This is a genomic window from Streptomyces sp. NPDC056480 (assembly GCF_042795405.1).
Taxonomy (GTDB): Bacteria; Actinomycetota; Actinomycetes; order Streptomycetales; family Streptomycetaceae; genus Streptomyces.
Genome location: NZ_JBHTSA010000185.1, coordinates 1 through 11379, shown reverse-complemented (window position 1 = coordinate 11379; position 11379 = coordinate 1). Strand labels below are relative to the sequence as shown.

The 11379-nt window shown below is 68.9% G+C and carries 13 protein-coding genes, 1 tRNA gene and 1 pseudogene; 7 read left to right on the top strand and 8 right to left on the bottom strand.

All coding sequences use genetic code 11. The features are described 5' to 3' along the window. The coding region (locus ACFQ79_RS38665; RefSeq protein ID WP_383592581.1) for a type II toxin-antitoxin system PemK/MazF family toxin at window positions 1-498 on the bottom strand (498 nt) is incomplete at its 3' end. Window positions 499-700: 202 nt separating this feature from the next. Here ACFQ79_RS38665 and ACFQ79_RS38660 point away from each other — a divergent pair. Continuing rightward, window positions 701-1453, top strand: coding sequence for an MBL fold metallo-hydrolase (locus ACFQ79_RS38660; protein ID WP_383592579.1), 753 nt, complete (start codon window positions 701-703; stop codon window positions 1451-1453). Window positions 1454-1651: 198 nt separating this feature from the next. Here the strand turns inward: ACFQ79_RS38660 and ACFQ79_RS38655 are convergent, their stop codons facing one another. Together ACFQ79_RS38655 and ACFQ79_RS38650 are read right to left on the bottom strand one after the other, a co-directional pair. Continuing rightward, entirely contained in the window at window positions 1652-2917 is a 1266-nt protein-coding gene (locus tag ACFQ79_RS38655; protein ID WP_383592577.1) for a PTS transporter subunit EIIC, read from the bottom strand. Between the two features lie 311 nt (window positions 2918-3228). Then, window positions 3229-4527 (bottom strand): PTS transporter subunit EIIC, encoded by a 1299-nt coding sequence (locus ACFQ79_RS38650; RefSeq protein ID WP_383592574.1) that lies wholly within the window; start codon window positions 4525-4527, stop codon window positions 3229-3231. 236 nt (window positions 4528-4763) lie between these two features. Here ACFQ79_RS38650 and ACFQ79_RS38645 point away from each other — a divergent pair, with 236 nt between their 5' ends. The 4 genes from ACFQ79_RS38645 to rdgB all read left to right on the top strand — a co-directional run bounded on the left by ACFQ79_RS38645 (window position 4764) and on the right by rdgB (window position 6921). Beyond that, window positions 4764-4997 carry a glucose PTS transporter subunit EIIB gene (locus ACFQ79_RS38645; protein ID WP_018105617.1) on the top strand — a complete coding sequence of 78 codons (234 nt, stop codon included), beginning with the start codon at window positions 4764-4766 and terminating at the stop codon, window positions 4995-4997. A gap of 108 nt (window positions 4998-5105) precedes the next feature. Continuing rightward, window positions 5106-5837, top strand: coding sequence for a ribonuclease PH (rph, locus tag ACFQ79_RS38640; RefSeq protein ID WP_383592571.1), 732 nt, complete (start codon window positions 5106-5108; stop codon window positions 5835-5837). 65 nt (window positions 5838-5902) lie between these two features. Continuing rightward, window positions 5903-6310: a hypothetical protein gene (locus ACFQ79_RS38635; RefSeq protein WP_383592569.1), complete on the top strand. Its 408-nt coding sequence runs from the start codon at window positions 5903-5905 to the stop codon at window positions 6308-6310. 8 nt (window positions 6311-6318) lie between these two features. Then, window positions 6319-6921 carry an RdgB/HAM1 family non-canonical purine NTP pyrophosphatase gene (gene rdgB / locus ACFQ79_RS38630; protein ID WP_383592567.1) on the top strand — a complete coding sequence of 201 codons (603 nt, stop codon included), beginning with the start codon at window positions 6319-6321 and terminating at the stop codon, window positions 6919-6921. A 54-nt stretch (window positions 6922-6975) separates the two neighbouring features. Here the strand turns inward: rdgB and ACFQ79_RS38625 are convergent. From ACFQ79_RS38625 to bcp, 5 genes and pseudogenes are all read right to left on the bottom strand, one after another. Beyond that, a tRNA-Leu gene (locus ACFQ79_RS38625) sits at window positions 6976-7051 on the bottom strand. Between the two features lie 12 nt (window positions 7052-7063). Next, entirely contained in the window at window positions 7064-7726 is a 663-nt protein-coding gene (locus tag ACFQ79_RS38620; RefSeq protein WP_383592565.1) for an HNH endonuclease, read from the bottom strand. Beyond that, window positions 7723-8218: pseudogene (locus tag ACFQ79_RS38615) on the bottom strand (HNH endonuclease). The gene ACFQ79_RS38620 and the pseudogene ACFQ79_RS38615 overlap by 4 nt, the downstream one beginning before the upstream one ends. A gap of 139 nt (window positions 8219-8357) precedes the next feature. Then, on the bottom strand, window positions 8358-9857 hold the full coding sequence (proP, locus tag ACFQ79_RS38610) for a glycine betaine/L-proline transporter ProP (RefSeq protein WP_383592562.1): 1500 nt from the start codon (window positions 9855-9857) through the stop codon (window positions 8358-8360). Between the two features lie 127 nt (window positions 9858-9984). Continuing rightward, on the bottom strand, window positions 9985-10458 hold the full coding sequence (gene bcp / locus ACFQ79_RS38605) for a thioredoxin-dependent thiol peroxidase (protein WP_030324905.1): 474 nt from the start codon (window positions 10456-10458) through the stop codon (window positions 9985-9987). A 152-nt stretch (window positions 10459-10610) separates the two neighbouring features. Here bcp and ACFQ79_RS38600 point away from each other — a divergent pair, with 152 nt between their 5' ends. After that, on the top strand, window positions 10611-10931 hold the full coding sequence (locus ACFQ79_RS38600; protein WP_266966323.1) for a DUF3618 domain-containing protein: 321 nt from the start codon (window positions 10611-10613) through the stop codon (window positions 10929-10931). Window positions 10932-10992: 61 nt separating this feature from the next. Then, a complete protein-coding gene (locus tag ACFQ79_RS38595) occupies window positions 10993-11331 on the top strand; it encodes a co-chaperone GroES (RefSeq protein ID WP_015033852.1) in 339 nt (112 codons plus the stop codon). Window positions 11332-11379: the final 48 nt, after the last annotated feature.

Genomic DNA, 11379 nt, shown 5'->3' with positions numbered 1-11379 from the left:
CCAGAGGACCGGGTCCGCCATCCCCGCTTTCCGCCGGAAATCATCCACCGGCACCTCCCGAAGCTCATCCGTCTCCAGGAAGCTCGGCCGCCCCTGCGCATCCCCCACCGCACCCGGCGGCAGCGCGATCACTCCCGGCCGTTCGTCGTGGTACTTGCTGGTGATCTTGGCGACGAGCGCGCTGTCCCCCCGTACCGACAGCACGAGACAGGGCCGGTCCTTCGACCCGGGCCCGTCCTCGAAGGGCACGTCCGCCCACCAGATCTCCGCGGCCCGCGGCAACCGCGACGGAGCCTTCCGCGGCCCGGTGGGCCGACCCGGCGGCCGGGTCGACGGCCGGGTCCGTCCCGACGGGCGTCCTGCCGGGCCTCCCGGCGAACGCCCCGGCGCACGTCCCGACGGGCGGCGCGACGACCGCCGCCGCCGCCCGTCGGCGAGCGCCACCACCAGAGCGATCACCACGACCGCGACCAGCGCGGGCCACCACGACGTGTCCATACCTCAAGACGGTACCGGCGCGCGGCTCACTCCGCCGACGCGGCCCGCCATCCATCCGAACCGGTGACAGAGCCCGTGAGTTCGCCCACAACAGGCCACCGCAAAGGAGCGACAGGCCCGGGAGCGCCTTACGCTCGACAGACCGCACAGCCTCCCCTCCCTCAGCGCGCTTTCCGTATCCGTCCACGGAGGTTCACGCTCCATGAAGCTCACCGTCGTCGGCTGCTCCGGGTCGTTCCCGTCCGCGGATTCGGCCTGTTCGAGCTACCTCGTCGAGGCCGACGGCTTCCGGCTGCTCCTCGACATGGGCAACGGCGCCCTGGGCGAGCTGCAGCGACACATCGGTCTGTACGACCTCGACGCGATCTTCCTCAGCCATCTCCACGCGGACCACTGCATCGACATGTGCGGGTACTTCGTCGCCCGCTACTACCGGCACGAGGGCGGACGCTGCGACGCGATCCCCGTCTACGCCCCGGAGGGTGCCGAGCAGCGCCTGACCACGGCGTACGCGGACACCCCCTCGCCCAGCGCGATGAGCGAGGTCTTCGACTTCCGCACGCTGAAGTCGGAGGCCTTCGAGATCGGCCCGTTCTCTGTCCGTACGGAGAAGGTGTGCCATCCGGTCGAGGCGTACGGCATCCGCGTCGAGCACGGCGGCCGCTCGCTGACGTACTCCGGGGACACCGGGGTCTGCGAGTCGCTGCACAAGCTCGCCGAGGGCAGCGACCTCTTCCTCTGCGAGGCCTCCTTCACCCACGGGAAGGAGGACATCCCGGCCCTCCACCTCAACGGCCGTGAGGCGGGCGCCGAGGCGACCCGCTCGTCGGTGGGCCGGCTCGTCCTGACCCACATCCCGCCGTGGACGGACGGCGAACAGAACCTGGCGGACGCGCGCCAGGTGTACTCGGGCCCGTCGGAGCTGGCGAGACCGGGCGCGGTCTACGAGATCTGAGGCCGTCCCCGGGCCGGGGGAAGGCCGGCCGAAGGCAGGCCGGCCACGGGAAGGCCGGCCGAAGGCAGGCCGGCCACGGGAAGGCCGGCGATGCGAAGCCCGGCGATACGAAGGCCGGCCACGGAAGGCCGCCACAACGGGAAGGGCCCCGGAACCGTGCGTACGGTTCCGGGGCCCTTCCGTGCTGCGGGGTGAGGCTCACGCCTTGGTGAGGTCCTCGATCTCCTCGTCGGACTCGCGGCCCGGCGTCGGGAGGTTGAACTTGGTGATCGCGAAGCGGAAGACCACGTAGTAGATCGCCGCGAAGACGAGACCGATCGGGATGATCAGCCACGGCTTGGTCGCGAGGTTCCAGTTCAGCAGGTAGTCGATGCCGCCGGCCGAGAAGGTGAAGCCCGCGTGGACACCGAAGGCCCAGGTGACGGCCATGGACACGGCGGTCAGGACGGCGTGGATCGCGTAGAGGACCGGCGCGATGAACATGAAGGTGAACTCGATCGGCTCCGTGATGCCGGTGACGAAGGAGGTCAGCGCGAGGGAGACCATCATGCCCATCACGGCCTTGCGGCGCTCGGGGCGAGCGGCGTGGGCGATGGCGATGGCGGCGGCCGGGAGGCCGAACATCATGATCGGGAAGAAGCCCGACATGAAGATTCCGGCGCTCGGGTCACCGGCGAAGAAGCGGTTGAGGTCACCGTGGACGACCTCGCCGGCGGCGTTGGTGAAGTCACCGATCTGGAACCAGGAGACGGTGTTCACGAACTGGTGCATGCCGACGGGGATCAGCGCGCGGTTGATGAGGCCGAAGAGGCCGGCGCCACCGGCGCCGAGGCCGGTCATCCACTCGCCGAAGCTGGAGATGCCCTCACCGATGGGCTCCCAGACCAGACCGAAGAGGACACCGACGGCGGTGCCGACGAAGGCCATGATGATCGGGACGAGACGGCGGCCGTTGAAGAAGCCGAGCCAGTCGACCAGCTTGGTGCGGTGGAACTTCTGCCACAGGACCGCGGAGAGCAGACCCATCAGGATGCCGCCGAGGACGCCCGGGTTGTTGAACGTCGCGGCGACGTCGACACCCTTGTTGGCGGTCGTGTTGACGACGGCGTCGGTGATGGGGAAGGCCTTCAGCACGTTGCTGTAGACCAGGAAGCCGACGAGCGCGGCCAGAGCGGTGGAGCCGTCTGCCTTCTTGGCGAAGCCGATGGCGACACCGATGCAGAAGAGCAGGGGCAGGTTGTCGAAGACCGCGCCGCCGGCGGTGGCGAAGACGGAGGCGACCTGGTCCCAGCCGAGTCCGTCCTTTCCGAAGACGTCGGGCTGGCCGAGACGGAGCAAGATACCCGCGGCCGGCAGCACGGCGATCGGCAGCTGCAGGCTGCGACCGACCTTCTGCAGGCCCTGGAACAGGCCGGATCCGCGCTTCTTCGCGGGAGCGGCGGCCTGGGCGGTGGCCGTACTCATCAACTTCCTCCAGTAAGGCAAGGCGCCGCCAGAGGACAGTGGAAAGGGGGGACGGCGACGTCTCGTGGAACGCGGTGGTCTGGACCGCGTGGTCTACACCAATGAGTGGTGTAGACCAGTTGTAGCACGTGAGACTTAGATAAGGAACCTGCGAATTCTGTGCGCTCAGCCATAGCTGGAAATGCACGACATAAGGCCCCCGGACCGTCAGGTCCAGGGGCCTTTCGCGGGTCTTACGGGAGGGACGAAAGCCCCGGAACGGTCAGGCTCTCCAGGGTGACCGCAGCGCTACCTGACGTTGTCGCGCCGCCTCACTTGACGTTCTCCCGCTCCATCTCGTCCCCGATCTCGTCCGGCTCGCGGCCCGGCGTCTGGAGGTCGAACTTGGTGATCGCGAACCTGAAGATCGCGTAGTACACGACCGCGAACGCGAGACCGATCGGAATGATCAGCCACGGCTTCGTCGCGAGGTTCCAGTTGATCACGTAGTCGATCAGACCGGCCGAGAAGCTGAAGCCGTCCTTCACGCCGAACGCCCAGGTCACGGCCATCGACACACCCGTGAGCACGGCATGGACCGCGTACAGCAGCGGGGCGATGAAGAGGAACGAGTACTCCAGCGGCTCCGTGATGCCGGTGACGAACGACGTCAGCGCCACCGACAGCATCAGGCCGCCGACCTCCTTGCGGCGATGCGGCTTCGCGCAGTGGGTGATCGCGAGCGCCGCCGCCGGCAGCGCGAACATCATGATCGGGAAGAAGCCCGTCAGGAACTGGCCGGCGTTCGGGTCGCCCGCGAGGAACATCGGGATGTCGCCGTGGACCACCGAGCCGTCCGGCTTCTCGTACGTGCCGAACTGGAACCAGATCGGCACGTTCAGGAACTGGTGCAGGCCGATGACGAGCAGCGCCCGGTTCGCCACGCCGAAGATGCCCGAACCCCAGGAGCCGAGGCCGACCAGCCAGTCGCTGAAGCTCTCCAGCGCGTCACCGATCGGCGGCCAGATCCACAGGCAGATCGCGGCGAACGCGATCGCCACGAAGGTCATGATGATCGGGACGAGACGGCGGCCGTTGAAGAAGCCGAGCCAGTCGACCAGCTTCGTCCGGTGGTAGCGCTGCCACAGGTACGCGGTGAGCAGACCCATCACGATGCCGCCGAAGACACCGGGGTTCTGGTACGTGTAACCCGCGAAGGAGTCGTCGATGGCGAGGCAGCCGCCGCCGATGTCCTTCGAGCCCGACGGGCAGTCCTTCGGGAACTGGCGCAGCACGTTGTAGTAGACGAGGAAGCCGACGACGGCCGCGAGCGCGGTCGAGCCGTCCGCCTTCTTCGCCATGCCGATCGCGACACCGATGCAGAAGAGGAGCGGCAGGCCGAGGTTGCCGTCGAGCAGCGCGCCGCCCGCACCCGCCATCACCTTGGCGACGTCGTCCCAGCCGAGACCGTCCGCGCCGAACACGTCCGGCTGCCCCAGCCGGTTGATGATGCCCGCGGCCGGAAGGACGGCGATGGGGAGCTGGAGGCTGCGGCCCATCTTCTGGAGGCCCTGGAAGAGTCCGCCCCACACGGACTTCTTCGGCCGTGCCGCAGCGCTGTCGGTACTCATCGGCGTCCTCCCTGCCCGGAACAAGCCGGGTCCGCGTCTCGTTGCACACTGGTGTAGACCAGTTGCGATAGGCTCCCCGGAGCCCGCTGAGGACAGGCCGCCGGTGATCGTCATCATTCGGCAGAACGGCGGCACTCGCTCGCGAAGTTGGGCCAACCGTGGGTTACCGTGACAAAGCGGACCACAGGTGCGCCGAGATTCGCGTACGCGCGAACGGAACGGACAGGGAGAGACACATGGCCAGCAAGGCTGAGAAGATCGTCGCCGGGCTCGGCGGCATCGAGAACATCGAAGAGGTCGAAGGCTGCATCACCCGCCTGCGCACCGAGGTCGTGGACCCGTCCAAGGTCGACGAGGCCGCCCTCAAGGCCGCCGGCGCCCACGGCGTCGTCAAGATGGGCACCGCGATCCAGGTCGTCATCGGCACCGACGCCGACCCGATCGCCGCCGACATCGAAGACATGATGTAAGCAGCCGCATCAGTTGAAGGGCCCGTTCCGGCAGGGGAACGGGCCCTTCGTCATGCCCGGCTCCGGCAGGGGAACGGCCCCCTCCCCGCATCCCGCTAGGCTCGTCCCATGTCTCGTATCGACGGCCGTACCCCCGAACAGCTCCGCCCCGTCACCATCGAACGTGGATGGAGCAAGCACGCCGAGGGCTCCGTCCTCATCTCCTTCGGCGACACCAAGGTCTTCTGCACCGCCTCCGTCACCGAAGGCGTCCCGCGCTGGCGCAAGGGCAGCGGCGAAGGCTGGGTCACCGGCGAGTACTCCATGCTCCCGCGCGCCACCAACACCCGCGGCGACCGCGAGTCCGTCCGCGGCAAGATCGGCGGCCGCACCCACGAGATCTCCCGCCTCATCGGCCGCTCGCTGCGCGCCGTCATCGACTACAAGGCGCTCGGTGAGAACACCATCGTCCTCGACTGCGACGTCCTCCAGGCCGACGGCGGCACCCGCACCGCCGCCATCACCGGCGCGTACGTCGCCCTCGCCGACGCCGTCACCTGGGCCCAGGGCAAGAAGCTCGTCAAGGCCGGCCGCAAGCCCCTCACCGGCACCGTCGGCGCCGTCTCCGTCGGCATCGTCGACGGCGTCCCCCTCCTCGACCTCTGCTACGAGGAGGACGTCCGCGCCGACACCGACATGAACGTCGTCTGCACCGGCGACGGCCGCTTCGTCGAGGTCCAGGGCACCGCCGAGGCCGAGCCCTTCGACCGCGAGGAGCTCAACGCCCTCCTCGACCTCGCGTCCGGCGGCTGCGCCGAACTCGCCGAGATCCAGCGCAAGGCCCTCGAAGGAACCCTCTGACCCCCCGACTGCGTCCTGACGGGCGGGCCGTACGGATAAGCTCCGTGCGCCCGTCCGTCGTTCGCATGTACGCATCTGGGGGAGGACCCGCCTTGAAGCGCCGTCTCGCACTCGCCGTGGCCACGGCCGCCGCACTCACCACCGTCCTGAGCGGCTGCGGAGCCCTCGACAAAGCAATGGACTGCGTCAAGACCGCCGACGCCATAGCCACCTCGGTGAGCAACCTTCAGCAGGCGGTCTCCAACGCCTCGAACGACGCCACCCAGATCGAGGAATCCCTCAACTCCATCTCCACGGAACTGGGCAACCTCAAGAACACCACGGACAACGCCGACCTCTCCAAGGCGGTCGACGACCTCACCAAGGGCGTCGACACCGTCCGCGCCTCCGTCAAGAACGGCGACACCACGCCGGACATCACCCCCATCACCGACGCGGCCACCGAGATCGGCAAGGTCTGCACCCCGGGATAATCGGTGGCATGACCCGTCTGATCCTCGCCACCCGCAACGCGGGCAAGATCACCGAACTCCACGCGATCCTCGCCGACGCAGGTCTCGACCTGGAACTCGTCGGCGCGGACGCGTACCCGGAGATCCCCGACGTCAAGGAAACCGGCGTCACCTTCGCCGAGAACGCCCTCCTCAAAGCCCACGCCCTCGCCCGGGCCACCGGCCTGCCGGCGGTGGCCGACGACTCCGGCCTGTGCGTCGACGTCCTGAACGGCGCCCCCGGCATCTTCTCGGCCCGCTGGTCGGGCACGCACGGCGACGACCGCGCGAACCTGAACCTGCTCCTGGCCCAGCTCTCCGACATCGCGGACGAACACCGAGGCGCCCACTTCGCCTGCGCGGCGGCCCTGGCCCTGCCCGACGGCACGGAACGCGTCGTCGAGGGCACGATGCCGGGCACCCTCCGCCACACCCCCGTGGGCACGAACGGCTTCGGCTACGACCCGATCCTCCAGCCGAAGGACCACGAGGTGACCTGCGCGGAACTGACCCCCGCCGAGAAGAACGCGATCAGCCACCGGGGGAAGGCGTTCCGCGCCCTGGTACCGGTGGTGAAGGAACTGCTGGGCTGAGCCCAAACGGAAGGGCCTGCTGCCTTCGATTCCCAGGCAGCAGGCCCCTTCTATTGGTACGCCCGGTCGGATTCGAACCGACAACACATGGCACCTAAAGCCATTCTCTCTTCCATTGGAGTACGGGCGCGTAGTCGATCCCCTACCTTACCCGCCGTCCTCCGCGGCACCAGGTGTCGGTCGTCGCATGGCAGTTGGGGCAGAGCAGCCTCAGGTTCTCGCGCCGGTCGTCGCTCCAGTCGCCGTTGACGTGGTCGACCTCAAGGGTCATAGGCCTGCCGAGCCATTCAGGGCCGGTGCCGCACCGTGCGCACTTCTCGGGGACGCCCACCTCGCGCAGCGCGCGACGGAGCAGGTGGCTCCTTGTCCGTCGCTTTCCGTGATGCCTGACGAGGATGTCGTCGGCCCGTCTGACCGGCGTCGGCCCAGGCCTGCCCCGCTGGTGCGCCTGGCCCAGGAAATGGGAGGTGCTGAGACCGTCCTCCGCCGTCCACAGACGGAAGAGCGCGCGCATCTGCCCACTGGGCGCCAGACCCAGGGCGCGCAGGGCGCTCGCCACAGAGGTCGCCGCCAGGACCGCGCGCCGAAGGTCCTCTTCTGCTGGGCGCGGTGGTCGCCCGCCGCGCCTCCGCCGGTGCGGAAAGTGCGAGACGTCGATGCGATGGTCGGCGAAGCGTCTCAGCAGGTGGCGTCCCAGATTGTCGTACGGCCGCGTGCCCAGGAAGGCGATGACCTCGTCGAGGTCCGAGCAGCGTGCTGCCGCCTCCGCCAGCAGCTCACGGGTGTAGCGCACGCCGGTCGTCATCGATTCCTCCCCTTGGCGCGCCCCCGGTAGCTGTCCGTCGTCGAGTGGCAGTTCGGGCACAGAAACCGCAGGTTCTCGATCCGGTTGTTCCGCCAGTCCCCGTCGATGTGGTCGATTTCCAGGGGGAGGGTTTCGCCCAGCCAGACGGCCTGGTTGCCGCACAGGGCGCAGTGCTGGGGCACTCCGGACTCCGTCATCGCCCACGCGATCCGCTCGCGCGGGATGCGCCGGGTTCTCGGGCCTGTCTGCTCGACGAGCAGCACCTCGGGAGTCCGGCGTCGCCGGGTCTCGCCGCGCCGAGACGGAGGGCGGAAGTGCGATGTGTCGATCCCGTAGGCCCTGACGCGGCGGCTGATGTGCGTGTGCTGGCCGCACATACCTCCGCGTCGGGCTTCTCGGATCCACCCCCAACCGCTCCAGCGCCTCCGTCAGCGTCCGTGCGCCCTGCGCCGCCGCCTCCAGGCGCTCCCTCGTGTACACGCTCGTCCCCATCGCGTCCCCTCATCCGTACGGATCTCGTACGGATCAACGACCCGAATATCGGACGGTCACGTCATATCGCGTACGACAAGCGGAACGGCCCGCACCGGGATGTACGGTGCGGGCCGTTCCGACTGCGGGGGCGAGGGGGTCAGAACCTCGGTTCCGGGGCCTGGGACATCACCATCTCGGCCGCTTCCTCCGGGGTCTCCACCGAGGGCGGGGAGCCCTCCAGCGGCTGCTGGGCCGTCTCCTTCATGCAGGCGACCGCGATCGCTCCGACGAGCGCCGCGCCCATCGCGTAGTACGCCGGCATCAGACTGCTGCCGGTCGCGCCGATCAGGGCCGTGATCACCAGCGGGGTCGTACCGCCGAACAGCGACGCCGACAGGTTGTAGCCCACCGAAAGGGAGCCGTAGCGGACGTCCGTCGGGAAGAGCGCCGGGAGCGCCGCCGACATCGTGCCGAGCAGGCAGACCAGCGACAGGCCGAGCATCAGCATGCCCGCCGTGATCGCGGGTACGCCGCCCTGGCCGATCAGCAGGAACGCGGGCAGCGACAGGAAGAGGAAGCCCAGCATGCCCGCCATCAGCACCGGCTTCCGCCCGAAGCGGTCGTTCAGACGGCCGACCTGAGTGATGATCAGCATCAGCAGGACCATCACGAGCAGCAGGATCAGCAGGCCGTGCGTCTCGCTGTAGCCGAGCTCGTCGGAGAGGTACGTCGGCATGTACGACAGCAGCATGTAGTCGGTGATGTTGTACGCGCCGACCAGCGCGATGCAGAGGATCAGCGTCGGCCACTGCTGCCGGAAGATCTTCGCCAGGTCGCCCTTGGTGGAGGTCTCCACCGCGTCCGCCGCGTCGGAGGCGCGCGCCGAGTCGCTCTCCAGCTTCTGGAAGGCGGGCGTCTCGTCGAGCCGGAGCCGCAGGTAGAGGCCGACCAGGCCCAGCGGGCCCGCGACCAGGAAGGGTATGCGCCAGCCCCATGCCTCCATGGTGTCGGAGCCGAGCCAGCCGGTGAGGGCGGTCACCAGGCCCGCCGCGCCGACGTAGCCCGCGAGGGTGCCGAACTCCAGGAAGCTGCCGAAGTAGCCCCTGCGGCGGTCGGGGGCGTATTCGGCGATGAAGGTGGAGGCGCCGCCGTACTCGCCGCCGGTGGAGAAGCCCTGGAGCATCCGGAAGAAGACGAGGAGGACCGGTGCCCAGAAGCCGATGGAGGCGTACGACGGGATCAGGCCGATCGCGAAGGTGCCGACGGCCATGAGGATCATGGTCAGGGCGAGGACCTTCTTACGGCCCAGCCGGTCACCCATCGGGCCGAACACCATGCCGCCGAGCGGGCGGACCAGGAAGGCGACCGCGAACGTCGCGAAGGACGACAGCAGCTGGACGGTGTCGTTGCCCGACGGGAAGAAGACGTGGCCGAGGGTGACGGCGAGGTAGGCGTAGACGCCGAAGTCGAACCACTCCATGGCATTGCCCAGGGAGGCCGCCTTCACCGCCCGCTTGACGGCGGCCTCGTCGGTGACCGTGATGTCAGTGCGCCGGAGCCGGGGCTGCCGTCGCCGGGTGACGGCCTTGAACAGCAGCGGATGGCGCCTCTGGGCCTCGGGATCGGCGGCGGGGCCGTCGCGGTCTGTGGCCGGCATGGCCGTACGTCCTCTCTCCGGGGGAAACTCCAGAGGACCTTCTGCACGGTCATGCCGTTCACAAACGGAAGTCGCCCGGGATTGCGACGTCCGTCACGTCGCCGGGGCGGCGCTTCGGGCCGGCGGTTCAGGCCTCGATGGAGAGGTCCCTGAGGATCTTGGCCACGTGGCCGGTCGCCTTCACGTTGTAGAAGGCGTGCTCCACCTTGCCGTCCTCGTCGACGACGACCGTCGAGCGGATCACGCCGGTCACCACCTTGCCGTACAGCTTCTTCTCGCCGAAGGCGCCGTACGCCTCCAGGATCTCCTTCGACGGGTCGCCGACCAGCGTGACCTTCAGGTTCTCCTTCTCGCGGAACTTCGCGAGCTTCTCCGGCTTGTCCGGCGAGACGCCGATGACGTCGTAGCCCGCCGCGGCGAGCACGTCCAGGTTGTCCGTGAAGTCGCACGCCTGCTTCGTGCAGCCGGGCGTCAGCGCCGCCGGGTAGAAGTAGACGATGACCTTGCGGCCCTTGTGGTCCGCGAGGGAGACCTCGTTGCCGTCCGCGTCGGGCAGGGTGAAGGCGGGGGCGGTGTCGCCGGGCTGCAGTCGCTCGCTCATGGCTGGCTCTCCTCGAGATCGTTCGCGTACGCATTCAGAGCCTAATGGGGGTCGGGGACAGCCCGGCGGCGGCAGAGCTGACAGACTGTCCGCAAGGACCGATCAACGACCGGATCACGACCCACCCGGATCACGACTACGGAGGCAGCGCGGTGTCGGAGGCCAGGACCCCTGCGCAGATCGAGGCGGACATCGTCCGCCGGCGCGAGCAGCTCGCCGTCACTCTCGACGAGATCGGCATTCGGATGCACCCGAAGACGATCATCGGGGACGCGAAGGCCAAGGTCGCCTCGACGGTCGACCAGACCGCCGGACGCGCCTTCGTCGCCGTCAACCGGGTCGTCTCGGATGTGAAGGCACGTTTCACCCATGAGGACGGCGCCCCCCGTCTGGAGCGCGTGGTGCCGGCGGCGCTCGTGGCCGTCGCGGTCATCGGGCTGCTCGCGGCCTCCTCCCGCAAGGGCAGGGGATGACCTTTCCGGGGACGACCCCTCCCCGCCCCGGGTGCCGTACTCGGGCAGGTAGGTTCACCTCGTGAGCGAGAACACGCACGACAAGCTGCCCATCCGGATGCTCCACGACCGCGTCCTGGTCCGCACCGACTCCCCGGAGGGGGAGCGGCGCTCCGGCGGCGGCATCCTGATTCCGGCGACCGCGGCCGTGGGCCGACGCCTTGCCTGGGCCGAGGTGGTCGCGGTCGGTCAGAACGTCCGTACCGTCGAGATCGGCGACCGGGTGCTGTACGACCCCGAGGACCGCGCCGAGGTCGAGGTGCGGGGCGTGGCGTACGTCCTGATGCGGGAGCGCGATCTGCACGCGGTGGCCGCGGACCGCTTCCAGGGGACGACGGACTCGACCGGGCTGTATCTCTGACCTGATGTGCCGCGTAGGGGCTTGGTGTCCAGGGTGACCAACGCCCGA

Bases quoted from the DNA above. Each gene is read 5' to 3' on its own strand.
- ACFQ79_RS38660 (WP_383592579.1), top strand. From the start codon at position 701: ATGAAGCTCACCGTCGTCGGCTGCTCCGGGTCGTTCCCGTCCGCGGAT.
- ACFQ79_RS38655 (WP_383592577.1), bottom strand. From the start codon at position 2,917: ATGAGTACGGCCACCGCCCAGGCCGCCGCTCCCGCGAAGAAGCGCGGA.
- ACFQ79_RS38650 (WP_383592574.1), bottom strand. From the start codon at position 4,527: ATGAGTACCGACAGCGCTGCGGCACGGCCGAAGAAGTCCGTGTGGGGC.
- ACFQ79_RS38645 (WP_018105617.1), top strand. From the start codon at position 4,764: ATGGCCAGCAAGGCTGAGAAGATCGTCGCCGGGCTCGGCGGCATCGAG.
- rph (WP_383592571.1), top strand. From the start codon at position 5,106: ATGTCTCGTATCGACGGCCGTACCCCCGAACAGCTCCGCCCCGTCACC.
- ACFQ79_RS38635 (WP_383592569.1), top strand. From the start codon at position 5,903: ATGTACGCATCTGGGGGAGGACCCGCCTTGAAGCGCCGTCTCGCACTC.
- rdgB (WP_383592567.1), top strand. From the start codon at position 6,319: ATGACCCGTCTGATCCTCGCCACCCGCAACGCGGGCAAGATCACCGAA.
- ACFQ79_RS38620 (WP_383592565.1), bottom strand. From the start codon at position 7,726: ATGACGACCGGCGTGCGCTACACCCGTGAGCTGCTGGCGGAGGCGGCA.
- proP (WP_383592562.1), bottom strand. From the start codon at position 9,857: ATGCCGGCCACAGACCGCGACGGCCCCGCCGCCGATCCCGAGGCCCAG.
- bcp (WP_030324905.1), bottom strand. From the start codon at position 10,458: ATGAGCGAGCGACTGCAGCCCGGCGACACCGCCCCCGCCTTCACCCTG.